Annotated in this window: 29 protein-coding genes; 6 read left to right on the forward strand and 23 right to left on the reverse strand. The window is 56.2% G+C overall.

Annotation, left to right across the window (positions count from 1 at the left end):
• Positions 1-147: 147 nt before the first annotated feature.
• Positions 148-1,215 carry a DUF1214 domain-containing protein gene (locus ALB80_RS19735; protein ID WP_083445389.1) on the reverse strand — a complete coding sequence of 356 codons (1,068 nt, stop codon included), beginning with the start codon at positions 1,213-1,215 and terminating at the stop codon, positions 148-150.
• A gap of 346 nt (positions 1,216-1,561) precedes the next feature.
• On the opposite strand from ALB80_RS19735, the gene rpsJ reads away from it, so the two are divergent.
• From rpsJ to ALB80_RS19755, 4 genes are read left to right on the forward strand one after another with little or no spacing between them, the layout of a single operon-like run.
• The gene (rpsJ, locus tag ALB80_RS19740; RefSeq protein WP_008756422.1) at positions 1,562-1,876 is read left to right on the forward strand and encodes a 30S ribosomal protein S10; all 315 of its coding nucleotides are present in this window, start codon (positions 1,562-1,564) and stop codon (positions 1,874-1,876) included.
• An 18-nt stretch (positions 1,877-1,894) separates the two neighbouring features.
• A complete protein-coding gene (gene rplC / locus ALB80_RS19745; RefSeq protein ID WP_050605825.1) occupies positions 1,895-2,620 on the forward strand; it encodes a 50S ribosomal protein L3 in 726 nt (241 codons plus the stop codon).
• Positions 2,617-3,234, forward strand: a complete 618-nt coding sequence (rplD, locus tag ALB80_RS19750; RefSeq protein WP_050605826.1) for a 50S ribosomal protein L4 — start codon at positions 2,617-2,619, stop codon at positions 3,232-3,234. Before rplC ends, rplD begins: the two co-directional genes overlap by 4 nt.
• Positions 3,231-3,527, forward strand: a complete 297-nt coding sequence (locus ALB80_RS19755; protein ID WP_008757532.1) for a 50S ribosomal protein L23 — start codon at positions 3,231-3,233, stop codon at positions 3,525-3,527. Before rplD ends, ALB80_RS19755 begins: the two co-directional genes overlap by 4 nt.
• A 545-nt stretch (positions 3,528-4,072) precedes the next feature.
• Here ALB80_RS19755 and ALB80_RS19760 read toward each other — a convergent pair.
• The 3 genes from ALB80_RS19760 to ALB80_RS19770 form a co-directional block, all read right to left on the reverse strand.
• A complete protein-coding gene (locus tag ALB80_RS19760) occupies positions 4,073-4,285 on the reverse strand; it encodes a DUF1127 domain-containing protein (protein WP_050605827.1) in 213 nt (70 codons plus the stop codon).
• 179 nt (positions 4,286-4,464) lie between these two features.
• Positions 4,465-4,914 (reverse strand): hypothetical protein, encoded by a 450-nt coding sequence (locus ALB80_RS19765; protein ID WP_050605828.1) that lies wholly within the window; start codon positions 4,912-4,914, stop codon positions 4,465-4,467.
• Between the two features lie 21 nt (positions 4,915-4,935).
• Positions 4,936-5,304 (reverse strand): antibiotic biosynthesis monooxygenase, encoded by a 369-nt coding sequence (locus ALB80_RS19770; RefSeq protein WP_050605829.1) that lies wholly within the window; start codon positions 5,302-5,304, stop codon positions 4,936-4,938.
• Between the two features lie 77 nt (positions 5,305-5,381).
• Between ALB80_RS19770 and ALB80_RS19775 the strand changes: the two genes are divergently transcribed.
• Complete coding sequence (locus ALB80_RS19775) at positions 5,382-5,837, forward strand: MarR family winged helix-turn-helix transcriptional regulator (RefSeq protein WP_050605830.1); 456 nt, start codon at positions 5,382-5,384, stop codon at positions 5,835-5,837.
• Between the two features lie 79 nt (positions 5,838-5,916).
• Here the strand turns inward: ALB80_RS19775 and rpmD are convergent, their stop codons facing one another.
• The 11 genes from rpmD to rpmC all read right to left on the reverse strand — a co-directional run bounded on the left by rpmD (position 5,917) and on the right by rpmC (position 10,261).
• Positions 5,917-6,105, reverse strand: coding sequence for a 50S ribosomal protein L30 (gene rpmD, locus ALB80_RS19780; protein WP_050605831.1), 189 nt, complete (start codon positions 6,103-6,105; stop codon positions 5,917-5,919).
• Between the two features lie 12 nt (positions 6,106-6,117).
• Entirely contained in the window at positions 6,118-6,687 is a 570-nt protein-coding gene (rpsE, locus tag ALB80_RS19785) for a 30S ribosomal protein S5 (RefSeq protein WP_050605832.1), read from the reverse strand.
• Between the two features lie 174 nt (positions 6,688-6,861).
• Positions 6,862-7,221, reverse strand: a complete 360-nt coding sequence (gene rplR, locus ALB80_RS19790) for a 50S ribosomal protein L18 (RefSeq protein ID WP_010437103.1) — start codon at positions 7,219-7,221, stop codon at positions 6,862-6,864.
• Positions 7,222-7,232: 11 nt separating this feature from the next.
• Positions 7,233-7,766, reverse strand: a complete 534-nt coding sequence (gene rplF / locus ALB80_RS19795; RefSeq protein ID WP_050605833.1) for a 50S ribosomal protein L6 — start codon at positions 7,764-7,766, stop codon at positions 7,233-7,235.
• Between the two features lie 11 nt (positions 7,767-7,777).
• On the reverse strand, positions 7,778-8,170 hold the full coding sequence (gene rpsH, locus ALB80_RS19800) for a 30S ribosomal protein S8 (RefSeq protein WP_008757119.1): 393 nt from the start codon (positions 8,168-8,170) through the stop codon (positions 7,778-7,780).
• Positions 8,171-8,183: 13 nt separating this feature from the next.
• Positions 8,184-8,489, reverse strand: coding sequence for a 30S ribosomal protein S14 (gene rpsN / locus ALB80_RS19805; RefSeq protein WP_010437098.1), 306 nt, complete (start codon positions 8,487-8,489; stop codon positions 8,184-8,186).
• Positions 8,490-8,508: 19 nt separating this feature from the next.
• Positions 8,509-9,069, reverse strand: coding sequence for a 50S ribosomal protein L5 (rplE, locus tag ALB80_RS19810; RefSeq protein ID WP_050605834.1), 561 nt, complete (start codon positions 9,067-9,069; stop codon positions 8,509-8,511).
• Positions 9,062-9,373: a 50S ribosomal protein L24 gene (gene rplX, locus ALB80_RS19815; RefSeq protein ID WP_050605835.1), complete on the reverse strand. Its 312-nt coding sequence runs from the start codon at positions 9,371-9,373 to the stop codon at positions 9,062-9,064. Before rplX ends, rplE begins: the two co-directional genes overlap by 8 nt.
• A gap of 2 nt (positions 9,374-9,375) precedes the next feature.
• Positions 9,376-9,744 carry a 50S ribosomal protein L14 gene (rplN, locus tag ALB80_RS19820; RefSeq protein ID WP_039523372.1) on the reverse strand — a complete coding sequence of 123 codons (369 nt, stop codon included), beginning with the start codon at positions 9,742-9,744 and terminating at the stop codon, positions 9,376-9,378.
• Between the two features lie 75 nt (positions 9,745-9,819).
• Complete coding sequence (gene rpsQ / locus ALB80_RS19825; RefSeq protein ID WP_039538279.1) at positions 9,820-10,050, reverse strand: 30S ribosomal protein S17; 231 nt, start codon at positions 10,048-10,050, stop codon at positions 9,820-9,822.
• Between the two features lie 4 nt (positions 10,051-10,054).
• The gene (rpmC, locus tag ALB80_RS19830) at positions 10,055-10,261 is read right to left on the reverse strand and encodes a 50S ribosomal protein L29 (protein ID WP_050605836.1); all 207 of its coding nucleotides are present in this window, start codon (positions 10,259-10,261) and stop codon (positions 10,055-10,057) included.
• A 330-nt stretch (positions 10,262-10,591) separates the two neighbouring features.
• Here rpmC and ALB80_RS19835 point away from each other — a divergent pair, with 330 nt between their 5' ends.
• Positions 10,592-10,963 (forward strand): hypothetical protein, encoded by a 372-nt coding sequence (locus ALB80_RS19835; RefSeq protein WP_157054284.1) that lies wholly within the window; start codon positions 10,592-10,594, stop codon positions 10,961-10,963.
• Positions 10,964-11,031: 68 nt separating this feature from the next.
• Here the strand turns inward: ALB80_RS19835 and ALB80_RS19840 are convergent, their stop codons facing one another.
• The 8 genes from ALB80_RS19840 to rplB all read right to left on the reverse strand — a co-directional run bounded on the left by ALB80_RS19840 (position 11,032) and on the right by rplB (position 15,457).
• The gene (locus ALB80_RS19840; protein ID WP_050605838.1) at positions 11,032-11,238 is read right to left on the reverse strand and encodes a cold-shock protein; all 207 of its coding nucleotides are present in this window, start codon (positions 11,236-11,238) and stop codon (positions 11,032-11,034) included.
• Positions 11,239-11,443: 205 nt separating this feature from the next.
• Complete coding sequence (locus ALB80_RS19845; protein WP_050605904.1) at positions 11,444-12,064, reverse strand: 2OG-Fe(II) oxygenase family protein; 621 nt, start codon at positions 12,062-12,064, stop codon at positions 11,444-11,446.
• Positions 12,065-12,104: 40 nt separating this feature from the next.
• A complete protein-coding gene (locus tag ALB80_RS19850; protein WP_050605839.1) occupies positions 12,105-12,653 on the reverse strand; it encodes an amino acid synthesis family protein in 549 nt (182 codons plus the stop codon).
• A gap of 159 nt (positions 12,654-12,812) precedes the next feature.
• Positions 12,813-13,226, reverse strand: a complete 414-nt coding sequence (rplP, locus tag ALB80_RS19855; RefSeq protein WP_050605840.1) for a 50S ribosomal protein L16 — start codon at positions 13,224-13,226, stop codon at positions 12,813-12,815.
• A 12-nt stretch (positions 13,227-13,238) separates the two neighbouring features.
• Positions 13,239-13,949, reverse strand: coding sequence for a 30S ribosomal protein S3 (gene rpsC, locus ALB80_RS19860; RefSeq protein ID WP_050605841.1), 711 nt, complete (start codon positions 13,947-13,949; stop codon positions 13,239-13,241).
• On the reverse strand, positions 13,949-14,329 hold the full coding sequence (rplV, locus tag ALB80_RS19865; RefSeq protein WP_050605842.1) for a 50S ribosomal protein L22: 381 nt from the start codon (positions 14,327-14,329) through the stop codon (positions 13,949-13,951). The genes rpsC and rplV overlap by 1 nt, the downstream gene beginning before the upstream one ends.
• Before the next feature lie 3 nt (positions 14,330-14,332).
• A complete protein-coding gene (rpsS, locus tag ALB80_RS19870) occupies positions 14,333-14,611 on the reverse strand; it encodes a 30S ribosomal protein S19 (RefSeq protein WP_010437056.1) in 279 nt (92 codons plus the stop codon).
• Between the two features lie 3 nt (positions 14,612-14,614).
• Complete coding sequence (rplB, locus tag ALB80_RS19875; RefSeq protein WP_050605843.1) at positions 14,615-15,457, reverse strand: 50S ribosomal protein L2; 843 nt, start codon at positions 15,455-15,457, stop codon at positions 14,615-14,617.
• Positions 15,458-15,625: the final 168 nt, after the last annotated feature.

Consider the following 15,625-nt stretch of genomic DNA (forward strand, 5'->3'; position numbering starts at 1 on the left):
CCGCACCGTTGGCGCCGGCGTTGTGTCGAAGATCGTAGAATAATCGATAGGCCGGGCTTCAGCCCGGCACATCGGTGAGACTAAAGAAGGCCGTCCCACAAGGGGCGGCCTTTTTACATAGCAGTTTTTTGCATCAGGCCTTTGCTTTCAGTCCATGGACACCGGAACCGCCTCAGGGAAGGCCCATGTTCCATCGAGGATTTCCGGGCCAGGTTGGTATAGGCGCACCGCATAGTTCCATCCATCTGTAAGCGAGATACAGTTTATCCGTCCGTCATCGCATCCGCCAAGATGAACGGTCATGCTGCCATCGTCGTTCTCGGTGCCCGAAACAGAATTCACATTGTATACACCGATCTCGTTTTCCTCAAAAAAGCCATCTGCATTGTAGACGCTAACGGACCAAAAGGCGTCCACTGGGACTGAGGCCGGGACATTGATTTCATATTCTCCAATAGGGCGATTGGGGTCAATTGACAGGTAAAAGGCGGATTCCTCCGGCAACCCGCCCCAGCCGAAGGCGGCTCCCAAAAAGTGGCGGATCGGGTCCACTTCGCCTTTGGCGCCAAACGTGTCCCGGCTATCAGGAATAAACCGGCTAAGTGATAGCGCAGCTTGCAAAACGCCATCAAAGCTTTCCTCGTCGTAATTTGGCACAATAAAGGGGGTTTCAGACTTGGCTTCTAGAATGATCTTGTCTTGTAGCGCAGAAACTTGCGCGATGTCGTCGGGGTCGCTGGCGTCCACTAAAAGCCGGGCAATCATCACAACGAAAGGTGTGTCGAACGTGCCTGTGTCCAACTCATACGTTCCTGCGCCTAGGAACACCTTGTTCATATAGTGATCCTGGTTGACGATTTGTGCCGAGATGTAGCGGTCCCCTCCATCCGGCAAGGTAAGGGTTGCTCCTTCGGTGATGTCAATGACTGCCATGCTATAAAGGGTGTCCCGGTTCATGCGGATCGTGGGCTGTTGGTCAATCGGGGTAGGTTCTCGTATGTGCAGAACTTTGTTAATGCCACCTGACAGCGCAACGTATTTTCCAAATTCGATGTCTGTGGCAGCACGCACAAAGTTATCGGTTGAGACTGGAATTTCGCGACTTTCAAAGAACTTTCTAAGGTCGTTTGATGCGCCTTGTTGGGCTGCGGCGTCGCTCGACAGCACCGTTAGCGTTGCGCCAAGGAACGCAGCAGTTACAACATGTTTAAGCATCGTGGTTTTCCTTTGGTCAAGATGGACCAGGCACTTCCCCTTGGGAGTGACAGTTCGCTCCGGTCTTAGGTTATCCAAGCCAGAGTCTAGTGGCTGCGCCCTTTGTGCGTATTGAGCCAAATCAATGGCTGACCCACGGTGACAGGCAAATGCTTTGATATCGGGCTGCCTTCCCGGAGCAGAGATGAATTTCCCCTCTTGCCAAACCCCACACACCCCTGTATCTCGCGCGAGTTCTCACTAAGAACATCAAGGCGGGGTGATTCCCGCCTTTTGGGTTCGATGAGGGTTGGCGATGCGCGCTTATCCTCCTCTCAACCTCAACGCCTGATAAAAGGCTGTTATTATGCAAAGCCAAAATATCCGTATTCGGCTGAAGGCATTTGACTATCGCGTTCTGGATGCCAGCACGCAAGAGATCGTCAACACTGCCAAGCGGACCGGCGCGAACGTGCGTGGCCCGATCCCGCTGCCGAACAAGATCGAGAAGTTCACGGTTCTCCGTGGCCCTCACGTTGACAAGAAATCCCGCGACCAGTTCGAGATCCGTACGCATAAGCGTCTGCTCGACATCGTTGATCCGACCCCCCAGACCGTTGACGCGCTGATGAAGCTCGACCTCGCTGCTGGTGTGGACGTCGAGATCAAGCTGCAGTCGTAAGATCGGAGGGTATAGAATATGCGCTCTGGTATTATCGCAAAAAAAGTTGGCATGACCCGCCTGTTCATGGAAGACGGCAAGCAGATCCCTGTGACCGTTCTTCACCTGGACAACCTGCAGGTCGTTGCACAGCGCACCGATGACAAAGACGGCTACACCGCCGTTCAGCTGGGTGCTGGTGCTGCCAAGGCAAAACGCACCTCGAAGGCCATGCGCGGTCACTACGCCGCTGCCAAGGTCGAGCCCAAGCGTAAGCTGGCCGAGTTCCGCGTCTCCGCAGACGGCCTGATCGAAGTGGGTGCCGAAATTTCGGCAGAACACTTCCTGGAAGGTCAGAAGGTTGACGTTTCGGGCACCTCGATCGGTAAAGGCTTTGCCGGTGCAATGAAGCGCCACAACTTCGGTGGTCTGCGCGCTTCGCACGGTGTTTCGATCAGCCACCGTTCGCACGGTTCGACCGGTCAGTGTCAGGACCCGGGCAAGGTGTTCAAAGGCAAGAAGATGGCCGGTCACATGGGTGCTGCCCGTGTAACCACCCAGAACCTGGAAGTCGTCAAAACTGACGCCGACCGTGGTCTGGTCTTCATCAAAGGCGCCGTTCCCGGACCGAAATCGGGCTGGGTTACTGTCAAGGACGCCGTCAAGAAGAAAGCACCCGAAGGTCTGCCTTTCCCGGCAGCCGTAAAAGGTGCTGCAACTGAAGCACCTGCGGAAGAAGCTCCCGCGGAAGGTGGTGAAGCATGAAACTTGATGTAATCAAACTGGACGGCGGGAAAGCCGGCAACATCGAGCTGGATGCAGACCTGTTCGGCCTGGAGCCGCGCGCGGACATCCTGCACCGTGTGGTCCGTTGGCAGCGCAACAACGCGCAGGCCGGCACCCACAAGGTGAAGACCCGCTCGGAAGTGTCCTACTCGACCAAGAAGATCTATCGCCAAAAAGGCACCGGTGGCGCACGCCACGGCGCACGCTCGGCACCGATCTTCCGGGGTGGTGGCGTTTACAAGGGTCCGGTCGTGCGTTCGCATGGTCACGACCTGCCGAAAAAGTTCCGTAAACTCGGTCTGCGCCACGCGCTGTCTGCCAAAATGGCAGCTGGTGAACTGGTTGTGATCGAAAACGCCGAAGCCGAAGGCAAGACCGCTGCACTGGCCAAACAGGTTGCAAACCTGGGCTGGAAGCGCGCTCTGGTCATCGACGGGGCGACCGTGAACGAAGGTTTCCTGAAGGCGTCGCGCAACATCGAAGGTCTGGATATCCTGCCGTCGATGGGTGCAAACGTTTATGACATCCTCAAGCGTGATACCCTGGTGCTCACCAAAGCGGCTGTCGAAGCACTGGAGGCTCGTCTGAAATGAGCGCGAAGGCAGAACACTACGACGTGATCCGCAAGCCGATCATCACCGAAAAGTCGACCATGGCGTCCGAAAATGGCGCGGTTGTCTTTGAAGTGGCGATCGACAGCAACAAGCCGCAGATCAAAGAGGCCGTTGAGGCGCTGTTTGGTGTGAAGGTCAAAGCGGTGAACACCACCGTGACCAAAGGCAAGGTCAAGCGGTTCCGCGGCCAGCTGGGCCGTCGGAAAGACGTCAAAAAAGCATATGTGACCCTGGAAGAGGGTAACACCATCGACGTAAGCACCGGTCTTTGATCCGACGCTTACTGCGACTATTCACGGCCTCGGCGGTTCAACCCGCCGGGGCCGATTTCGTTTCAGGTACTGGAACCGGATTGAATGCTGCCCAGGACGATTCAGGCGGGCTGTGGCTGGACGGTTTGAAATGAGAAGGATCTGAACCGCCTGTGAGAGGCCGCAGTAGGGCCGCAGGTCGTTGGATCAAACCTTCCTCAGGTGACGGTAGTATTCTGCGTCGTGTGTCGCGTTTAAGGACGCTCGCGCTTGCCCTATGGATCGTGGTGAAAAAACTGATTGGCGCAGCCCAGGTTTCTGCCGAGATTGTTTCTTCGTAGTGTTTCCCAAGTGCTGCAGGGCCGCTTCGCAGCTTCAATGGAACCATTGCGTTGATTTTAGCGTCGTAGGGCGACGAAATGGTTGGATCCGGGAAAGAGGGCATGCCGCACATGTTTTAGCCCTCAGAGCGCACCTGAAAGCCCTGTGTGCCAGGCGGGAGTCTATTTCAGAAAACAGAAAAGGCGCCGAATGGCGCCTTTGAGCTGGTTTGCAGGTATTTGCGGTTACGAGCAGTATACGTGCCGGTGCGCAATGTCTGCGATGTCGCAACGGCGGACGCCAATGTCATCCAATTCGCGGTTGCTCAGGTGCTGCAACTCGGAATAGGTGCGCTGATACTCAGCGGCACGTGCACGCGCCGTTTTGATCCGTGCGATCATGTCCGCGATCCGGGTGCCGAAGTTGAAGCCGGTATTTGTCAGTGTTGCGGTTGTCATTTCTATATTCCTTTCTCTAATCAGGGCGAATTCCCTGACGTTTCCTTGTGTGTTCCTTATTTGGACAAAGCTGAGATAGGTGTGTTCGGTATCGCTAACAACGGAACTTTTGGTCTAGCCGATATGCATCTATTGAATAGCTGTACACGTTGCCGTCCCGTCGCAATCACATGCTGCTTTCATTTCTTCCACGCACTTCGTTTGCGGGCAGTCATCGCCCGACCGTCACGAATGCTAAGCCCCATCAGCGTCAGATTGGTTGCACCAGCAATCAGTTCGACGATCTGTACAGTATAGAAGCTGGTGTCAAAGGAGCCAGCGTTTGCCTTTGCGCTGAGGTAGATGGCGGCCGGAACCAGGATGAGCAACCCGTTCATCGCTATGATCGGCATCCGCTTCTTCTTGGCAAGCGCTGGCGCATCTTTGCGGCGGCGCCCAAGGGACATGCCGGACGCACCGACAATTATCATAGCAGGCACCAGAACAAAGAGACCGCTGACGATCATGGACTTTACAGCAGCGACAGTCGCATGGGTTGCAAACAACTCGCTGTACAGGGTTGATGTCCAGAATACGAGGATTGTAAGAAAACCCAATACTCCGGCGATGGGGTGAATTGCTCTTAACATGTGACTGCTCCGGTTTTCGTTTCAGGCGGTGCAGTGGTTTTCGACTGCGAGTTTTCGAAGAAGATGTGGCCGGGCTACTGCGCTTGATGGATAGTCCGCAATCCGACGCTGAAACTCAGGATGAGTGAACGCGTCTCGAAAGCTCTGTACGTCCTGCCAAATCGCGTAGTTCACGAAGGTCGAACTGCCCGCGATGCCCTGATGGAGTTGGGTCGAGATATATCCCGGCCGAGACTTCATGAAGTCTGCATCATGCGCCCAGGCCCGAAGCAGCGCCGCTTCGTCTTCGGCGTCCACCGTAAACAGGTTGATCAGCACCACCGGACCTTCCTCGGTCTGCATCTGATCTGCCAGCGTGACGATATTGTCCAAATCTTCGATACGAGCCATTTCGATTCCTTTCGATTCTACTATATAGCAAGCTATATAATATTGCATAGCATGCTATTCAAGAGTAAATCTAGAGCATGAAATTCGAAAAAGAGACCTCGGCCGGATATCTGGTCAATCACATGGCGCGATTGTTCGCGAAGGAATTGCAACACCGCATCGCACCCTTAGGCATCGTTGTCGGCCAGTTCCCGATCTTGCTGGAGCTTTGGCTGAAAGACGGTGTGACGCAAAAGGATCTGCTGGGCAAAATCGATGTTGAGCAGGCGACCCTGGCCAACACGCTCAACCGAATGGAACGTGACGGCTTGATCAAGAGAACAAAGAATCCCGCTGATGCCAGGGCTCAATTGATCTGGTTGACCGAGAAAGCCGCTGCACCTCGAGACAGCGCCTATGAAGCCGCTCAGAACGTGAATGCTGATGCGCTGGGGGTTTTGAGCGTAGCTGAGCGCGCGCAATTCATGGACTATATGCGTCGGACAATCGACGGAATGCGTTCAGGTTCAACTGACGCCGCTTCGTCCGAGTAATGAGGCTAACAAGACCTATCAATAACAAAACGCCCCCGAATTGATCGGAGGCGCTTGTAGTTCTTCGAAGGTATCGCGCTTACCCGCGCTCTTCGACGATCTCTACCAGATGCGGGATCTTGCGGATCATGCCGCGCACCGAAGGAGTATCCTCCAGCTCACGGGTTTTGTGCATCTTGTTCAGGCCCAGACCGATCAGGGTCGCGCGCTGTTCGGCGGGGCGGCGGATCGGCGAGCCGATCTGCTTTACGACGATGGTTTTTGCCATGGGTCGCTCTCCTTATGCTTCTGCTTCAGCAGCTGCCGGTGCTTCGTCCCGCTTGGGCAGGATGTCAGCAACCTTTTTGCCACGACGCTGTGCGACCGAACGCGGGCTCTGCTCTTTCTGCAGGCCGTTGATGGTGGCACGGATCATGTTGTACGGGTTCTGCGAGCCCAGCGACTTGGATACAACGTCCTTAACGCCCAGCATTTCGAACACGGCACGCATCGGACCACCGGCGATGATACCAGTACCTTCAGGTGCTGTGCGCATGACCACTTTACCGGCGCCGTGACGGCCCTCGATGTCGTGGTGCAGGGTCCGACCTTCGCGCAGCTGAACGCGGATCATCTGACGTTTGGCTTGTTCAGTTGCCTTGCGGATGGCTTCGGGTACTTCTTTCGCTTTACCCTTGCCAAAGCCGACGCGGCCTTTCTGATCGCCTACGACCACCAGAGCGGCGAAGCCAAAGCGCTTACCACCTTTTACGGTTTTCGACACACGGTTGATCGCAACCAGACGATCTGCGAATTCCGGAGTTTCATCGCGGTCACGACCACGGCCCCGGCGGTTATCACGTTCTGCCATTTGGCATCCCTTTTCTCATGTGGCGCATACGGCGCCGTTTACTTCAATCCAAGTGAGCCCCGACTACTGCCGAGGCCCCCGGATCGTCGGGGCGGATCGAAACCCGCCCTCAATCTTTGGCATTGCGCATCTTGACCCGAAAACAGGTTCCCACTTTTCGGGATGCGCTTAGTCTTAGATCTTCAGACCACCTTCACGCGCAGCGTCGGCGACAGCCTTCACTTTGCCGTGGAACAGGAAGCCGCCACGATCGAAATAGGCCTCTTCGACGCCTGCCTTTTTGGCACGCTCGGCGATGGCCGCGCCCACTTTGGTGGCCGCTTCGACGTTGTTCTTGCCAACAACACCCAGATCTTTTTCCAGGGTCGAGGCCGAGGCCAGGGTCACGCCACGCACGTCGTCGATCAGCTGAACAGAAATGTTCTTGTTCGAACGGTGTACGGACAGACGCGGACGACCCGCGTTGACCTTGCGAAGTTTGTTCCGAACGCGCAGGCGGCGCTTCAGAAACAGGGTTCTTTTGCTGTTTGCCATTGTTTGCGTCCTTACTTCTTCTTGCCTTCCTTGCGGAAGATGAACTCGCCCTTATAGCGGATGCCCTTGCCTTTGTACGGCTCGGGACGGCGCCACTCGCGGATTTTGGCCGCGGTTTCGCCCACTTGCTGCTGGTCGATACCTTCCACAACGATCTCGGTCTGCTTCGGTGCGGTGATAGTGACACCTTCCGGAGCAGTGAAATCAACATCGTGGCTGTAGCCCAGATTCAGCTTCAGGGTGTTGCCCTGCATCTGAGCCCGGTAACCAACACCCTGGATCTCCAGCTCTTTTTTGAAGCCCTGGGTCACACCGGTTACCAGGTTGGCAACCATGGTGCGGCTCATGCCCCACTGCTGGCGGGCACGTTTGGACATGCCACGGGGGTTGATCTGCACAACGTTGTCTTCAACCGACAGCGTTACATCATCAGTCGCGGTGAAGCTGCGGGTGCCTTTCGGACCTTTGACTTCGATGGTCTGACCCGACACAGAGGCGGTTACGCCGCTGGGCAGCTCGACCGGTTTTTTACCAATACGAGACATTGCAGACCTCCTTAGAAGACGGTGCAGAGCACTTCGCCACCAACATTGTTGGAGCGAGCGTTCTGGTCCGACATCACACCTTTCGGAGTGCTGACAATCGACACGCCCAGACCCTGACGGACCTGCGGGATGTCATTGACGCCCATGTATACGCGACGACCGGGCTTCGAGACCCGCTTCAGTTCGCGAATGACAGGGGTGCCTTCGTAGTATTTCAGGCTGATTTCGATGGCCGGATGACCGTTTTCTCCGGTCGTCGCTTCGTAGCCACGGATATAACCTTCGTCCGCCAGCACGTCCAGAACCCAACCACGCAGCTTGGAAGCTGGGGTGGAAACGGTGGACTTGCCGCGCATTTGCGCGTTGCGGATACGGGTGAGCATATCGCCGATAGGATCATTCATATCTATGTCTCCCTTACCAGCTCGATTTCACCATGCCGGGGATCTGACCAGCAGAACCCAGCTCGCGCAGCGCGATACGGCTGACCTTCAGCTTACGGTAGTAAGCGTGAGGACGACCGGTCAGCTGACAACGGTTGTGCAGACGGGTAGCCGAGCTGTTGCGCGGCAGTTTCGCCAGTTTCAGACGCGCTTTGAAACGCTCTTCCATCGGCTTGCTCTCGTCATTCGCGATTTCTTTCAGCTCGGCACGCTTTGCGGCATATTTGGCCACCAGGCGTTCGCGCTTCTTCTCGCGTTCGATCATTGCTTTTTTAGCCATGTCTCAATCCTCCCGGCGCTTACGCGTTGAACGGCATGTTGAAAGCTTTCAACAATGCCTTTGCTTCAGCGTCGGTTTTCGCTGTGGTGGCAATTACGATATCCAGGCCCCAGACCTCGTCGACCTTGTCGAAGTCGATTTCCGGGAACACGATGTGCTCTTTCATGCCCATGGCAAAGTTGCCCTGACCATCGAAAGAAGGCTTAACACCGCGGAAGTCACGAACGCGCGGCAGCGCGATGGTGATCAGACGATCCAGGAATTCGTACATCCGGTCACCGCGCAGGGTCACTTTCGTGCCTAGCGGCATGTCTTCACGGACGCGGAATCCCGCGATCGACTTCTTCGCCTTGGTTGCAACGGCCTTTTGACCGGCAATCGCAGTCAGATCCTCGACAGCAGCTTTCGCTTTCTTCGAGTCTTTGACGGCCTCAGCACCACAACCGATGTTCAGAACGATTTTTTCCAGCTTGGGCAGCTGCATGTCGTTCTTGTATCCGAACTCTTCTTTCAGAGCGGCACGGATGGTTTCGGCGTACTGAGCTTTCAGACGCGGGGTGTAGGTTGCGTTATCAAGCATCGATCACGTCCCCTGTGGTCTTGGCGAAGCGGACCTTCTTGTCACCTTCCAGGCGGAAGCCAACGCGGGTTGCTTTGCCGTTCTTGTCCAGCAGTGCCAGGTTCGACAGCTCGATCGGGTTTGCCTGAGGCAGGCGACCACCTTGCGAGTTTTGCGACTGACGGGTGTGGCGGATGGCGATGTTGATGCCATCAACAACAGCTTTACCGGCTTTCGGGTCAACCGAGGTGATAGTCCCCTCTTTGCCCTTGTCCTTGCCGGCCAGCACGACGACCTTGTCGCCTTTGCGGAGTTTAGCAGCCATGATTACAGCACCTCCGGAGCCAGCGAGATGATTTTCATGAAGTTCTTACCGCGCAGTTCGCGAACAACGGGGCCAAAGATACGGGTACCGATCGGCTCATTGTTGTTGTTCAGGATGACGGCGGCGTTGCGATCGAAACGGATCGCGGTGCCGTCTTCGCGACGGACTTCCTTGGCGGTGCGTACGACGACGGCCTTGCGGACGTCACCTTTCTTTACGCGGCCGCGTGGGATGGCTTCCTTCACCGAGACGACAATGATGTCGCCGACGGAGGCGTATTTACGCTTGGAACCACCCAGGACCTTGATGCACTGAACTCGGCGTGCGCCTGAGTTGTCAGCGACATCCAGATTGGTCTGCATCTGGATCATGTGGTTTCTCCCGACCTGTGGGGGCTGGTCTTGTTAAATCCCCCAGGGTTTCGACAAATGAAAAATCCCGGAAGCTTACGCTTCCAGAACTTCCCAACGTTTCGTCTTCGATTTCGGCGCGCATTCGATGATGCGTACGGTGTCACCGACCTTGAAGGCGTTCTTTTCGTCGTGAGCCCGGTATTTCTTGGACTTACGAACGGTTTTGTGCAGCAGCGGGTGCTTGAAACGGCGTTCAACCGAAACAGTCACGGTTTGCTCGTTGGCGTCGCTGGTTACGATTCCGGACAGGATACGCTTGGGCATCTGATTACTCCTCGGATGCCGCGGCAGCGGCCTTTTCGTTCAGAATGGTTTTGACGCGGGCAGCATTACGGCGGGCCGCTTTGATGCCGGCATTGTTTTCCAGCTGACCGGTTGCCTGTTGAAAGCGCAGGTTAAAGCTTTCTTTCTTCAGGTTGGCCAGTTCCTCGCGGAGCTGGTCCGGGGTCTTGTCACGCAGTTCTTGGGCGTTCATCGCCTTTTTCCTTTGCTCAAAACACCAGAAGGCCCCGAACTCGGGTCACCTTTGACCTGGTGGATGAATGATAGACATACGAATCCCCCGACTCAGCCGGGGGACCGCAAGATGCTGCTCTATAGGGGGTTCAGGGGTGGGTGGCAAGGGAAAGATTGCACACTCATTCTGAGTGAGTGTTTCGCTCTGAAATCGAAGTTTCAAATCGTCGGTAGTTTTCCAGACGCTTTGGTCAGATCTACCCGTGATTCTCAAACTGTTGGCCTTTGAACGTATGCCGATCTATCATCATCGTCTGATTTTAGTGATTGTTTAACAGAGAGGTGCCTTATGCAACGTTCCAAATTATCGATCTTTACATTTACAATGTTGATGTCCGCATCCCTTGCGACGGCTGCGCCCGACGGCAAATGGACCCTGACCATCAATTCCAGCCGACCCTGGCAGATGGATATCGCCGTCAACAACAACACACCACAGGTTCTTGCGGCTCATGGAATTACGCCAGAAGGCATCAAGGTTCGAAAAGTCACAGACGATCGGCTGCAATTCGATGCAACGATCTCCAAGCAGGGCAGCTGTTCATCGGGAAGCGTGATGAAGTTTGACCTTAAATTCAAAAACGGGGCCTACAGATCCGGCTCCGTGAATGGCAACTGCATCGGGTTCCCAAAGTTTCGCGCTCGAGTGTCTGCCAAGTAATCTGCAAAAAACAAAACGCGGCCTCGTTTGCACGAGACCGCGTCTTCAACTGTCTAAGTCTGAGTGACTTACGCCAGAGCGATGTTCACAGCCGACTCGCGACCGTCACGGCCGGGCTCGATGTCGAATGTTACTTTCTGGTCGTCGGCCAGGCCGGTCAGACCCGAGCGCTCAACAGCAGAGATGTGTACAAACACGTCTTTGCCACCGGACTCCGGTGCGATGAAGCCAAAACCTTTAGTTGTGTTGAACCATTTTACGGTGCCATTGGCCATATCCGTAGTCTCCTAGTTTATTGCTGTCCGCGGGATTGCGACAGCGCGGCGTTGTCGGTCTGGATCGAGAGACTGAACGCCGAATAATCGGGAGACAGTGGTCGAAAGAGAAAAACGAAAGCGTGCCTCACATCGTTGATGTGGCGGCACATTGCAAGGACTTTTTGCATTTAATCTTGAATTGTGATCGTGACAGACGGCCGCGTCAGTCCCACTTATAGTTAAAGCTCACGCTGATCCGCTCATCTTCCGCCATGTTCATCGGCACCTCGTGGCGCAACCAGCTTTCCCAAAGCAGGACGTCGCCCACCTGTGGTTTCATGTAGATGAACGGCTGCAAATCGCGCCGTCCACCCTTGAGCCGCGTCGGTGCGGCCATCATGCGGCCCGAGCGGGGGTCTTCCAGTTTCAGCGCGCTGGCCCCTTCAGGCATCGCCACATAGGTCGTGCCCGAGATCACGCTGTGCGGGTGCAGGTGGCTGGAGTGCATTCCGCCCTCGGGCAGGATGTTGATCCACAGATCTTCCAGTTTCAGTTCACCTTCGCCCAGATCAAACTCCAGATCCTTGGCAAAGGCCGCCACGTGCTGATCAAGCACCTTCACCAGATCGGCAAAGATCGGGAACCGCCAGGGCAGATCGGTCAGCGACGCATAGCTGGTGTAGCCGGGATAACCGTTTTCTTCACACCAGTCCTGACCGGCTTCGTCATCTTCGGCGATGACAAGGCAGGAATTTTCCAGCTCCTCCGCATCGATCTTGGGACCGAATTCGGACAAAGCTGCGCGATAGAGACGGGTAACGAAGAGTGATTCAATCTGTGCCATGGGCCGGGCATACCCCAGTGTTTTCGGCAAGACCAGCCGTTTAGCTTTTGACGGGCCCTTTGCCACAGCGCGGGATCGGACGGCCGCCATCGGCATAGGCAAGGCACAGCACGATCTCATCCGGTTTTGGCGCGTCAGGGATGTTCAACGTCATCGTGTCGAAATGGTCGAACGACCAGGGATTGTCCTTGTGCCCAAGAGGTAGATCAATCGCGCAACCCGGTGAGCCCAACTTGGCGTTAGAGGGGATCACCGCCTCTCCTCCGCCCGCCGCTGCACGCATGGGCGCTCCGAGTTTAGGGTGGATCACTGCCCCGCCCTGTTCAAGATCACCATTCACGCCAACGATCGCCGCTTTGCCGTATGAAACCGGCGCACCGTCCAGTTGCGCCACTGCCTCGGCGGCAAGTTCCGCGCCCAAAGAACCACCGATTTCGAACAGCTCGGACAGATCCTCTGAAAACGCACCTGCCAGGGGGTTCCGGATGACGGCCATAACCGCGACGCGACTGATCGGATCACAAGGTTGCCCCAATTGATCCGTGGTCACGACTTCTTTGACAAACACCTTCTTGCGCGGCTGATCCATAAAACCCTCCCAGTCCTCGACGCAGCCTAGAAACGCTTTGATCGAAGGTCGACTATTTTCACGGCCATCCGGATCACATATGCCCAAAACAACAGAAAACCCCCGCCGATTTCTCGACGGGGGTCAATCTTGGCACGAACGGGGTTGCCCCCGGATCGCTTACCAGTCTTCGCGAACCACTACGCGGGTCTTGATCGGCAGTTTCATCGCGGCAAGGCGCAGAGCCTCACGGGCGATCTCGTCATTGACGCCGTCGATCTCGAACATCACGCGACCGGGCTTGACCTTGCAAACCCAACGGTCCACCGAACCCTTACCTTTACCCATACGAACTTCGATCGGCTTTGCAGTGACCGGAGTGTCGGGGAAGATACGGATCCAGACACGACCCTGACGTTTCATGTGACGGGTCATGGCACGACGTGCAGCTTCGATCTGACGCGCAGTGACGCGTTCAGGCTGCAGAGCTTTCAGACCGTAAGTGCCAAAGTTCAGATCAGAGCCACCTTTGGCTTCGCCCTTGATCCGGCCTTTGTGCATCTTGCGGAATTTAGTACGCTTTGGTTGAAGCATATCTTTCCCTCCTTAGCGACGACCGCCACCAGCACCACGAGGTGCAGGGCCGTCCTGGAGTTCCTGTGCTTTACGGTCACGTGCCTGCGGATCGTGCTCCATGATCTCACCTTTGAAGATCCAGACCTTGATCCCGATGATCCCGTAGGGGGTCATCGCTTCGGCATGTGCGTAATCGATGTCGGCACGCAGAGTGTGCAGAGGCACGCGGCCTTCGCGGTACCACTCGGTCCGTGCGATTTCAGCACCGCCCAGACGGCCAGCGACGTTCACCCGGATACCCAGGGCGCCCATGCGCATGGCGTTCTGAACCGAGCGCTTCATGGCGCGACGGAACGAAACACGACGCTCCAGCTGCTGAGCGATGGACTCGGCAACCAGCTGCGCGTCAAGCTCGGGCTTGCGCACTTCGACGATGTTCAGGTGCAGTTCGCTGTCGGTCATTGCGGCCAGCTTCTTGCGCAGAACTTCGATGTCCGCACCTTTCTTGCCGATGATGACGCCAGGACGTGCGGTGTGGATCGTGACGCGGCACTTTTTGTGCGGACGTTCGATGATCACACGTGCAACACCGGCCTGCTTGCACTCTTTATTGATGAACTCACGGATCTTGATGTCTTCCAGCAGAAGATCACCGTAATCCTTGGTGTCAGCGTACCAGCGGCTGTCCCAGGTGCGGTTGACCTGAAGGCGCATGCCGATCGGATTGACTTTATGTCCCATTAGGCTTGCTCCTCAACTTGACGCACCTTGATGGTGATCTCCGAGAACGGCTTCATGATCTTGCCGAAACGGCCACGGGCCCGAGGGCGACCGCGTTTCATGATCAGGTTTTTGCCAACCCAGGCTTCGGCGACGATCAGCTCGTCAACGTCCAGGTTGTGGTTGTTCTCGGCGTTGGCGATTGCGGATTGCAGGCACTTCTTGACGTCCTGCGCGACACGCTTGTTCGAGAAAGTCAGGTCGGTCAGAGCCTTCTCGACTTTCTTGCCGCGGATCATTTGCGCAACCAGGTTCAGTTTCTGCGGGCTGGTGCGAAGCATGCGGGTTTTCGCCATTGCTTCGTTTTCAGCCACGCGGCGGGGGTTCTTTTCCTTGCCCATGACTTACTTCCGCTTCGCTTTTTTGTCTGCGGCATGGCCATAATAGGTCCGGGTCGGCGAATACTCACCGAACTTCTGACCGATCATGTCTTCCGAGACGTTGACGGGGATATGCTTGTGGCCGTTGTACACACCAAAGGTCAGACCCACGAACTGGGGCAGAATGGTGGAACGACGCGACCAGATCTTGATGACTTCGTTGCGGCCCGACTCGCGCGCTGCTTCGGCTTTTTTAAGCACGTAAGCATCGACGAAAGGACCCTTCCAAACAGAGCGAGACATGGATTAACGTCCCTTCTTCTTGGCGTGCCGCGAGCGGATGATCAGCTTCTGGGACGCTTTGTTTTTGTTGCGGGTACGCTTACCCTTGGTGTCCTTACCCCAAGGCGTAACCGGTGTACGGCCACCCGAGGTACGACCTTCACCACCACCGTGCGGGTGATCGATCGGGTTCATAGCGACACCACGAACCGACGGACGCACGCCCTTGTGGCGCATACGCCCGGCTTTACCGAGGTTCTGGTTGCTGTTGTCGGGGTTGGACACGGCACCGACGGTGGCCATGCATTCCTGACGGACCAGGCGCAGTTCGCCCGAGCTCAGACGGATCTGAGCGTAGCCGCCATCGCGACCAACGAACTGAGCGTAAGTACCGGCCGCACGTGCGATCTGACCGCCTTTACCAGGCTTCATCTCGATGTTGTGGACGATGGTACCGATGGGCATACCCGAGAACGGCATTGCGTTGCCCGGCTTGATGTCTGCCTTGGCCGAAGCCACGACTTTGTCACCAACAGCCAGACGCTGCGGAGCCAGGATATATGCCTGCTCGCCGTCTTCGTATTTTACCAGTGCGATGAATGCGGTCCGGTTCGGGTCATATTCGATCCGTTCGACGGTTGCCGCGACATCAAATTTGTTCCGTTTGAAGTCAACGATCCGGTAGAGACGCTTTGCGCCACCGCCGCGGCGGCGTGAAGTGATCCGTCCGGTGTTGTTCCGGCCGCCCGATTTGGTCAAACCCTCAGTGAGAGACTTGACCGGACGTCCTTTCCAAAGCTCCGAACGGTCGATCAGCACCAGCCCGCGCTGGCCCGGCGTCGTCGGCTTGTACGACTTGAGTGCCATGCTTTCTGTCTTCCGTTTAGCAAGTGCGGGGATTTCCCCGCTATGTGATAGGCCCCCGTAGGTGCCAAAGGTATAGGGCCCCGAAGGTCCCCGGTTTCAAATATCTTAGGCCCCGGAACGAATCCGAGGCCGCAAGATTGGGTGCATTTAGCAGTGTTGGGGGTGGGT

The organism is Ruegeria sp. 6PALISEP08 (assembly GCF_001238295.1).
GTDB lineage: Bacteria > Pseudomonadota > Alphaproteobacteria > Rhodobacterales > Rhodobacteraceae > Ruegeria.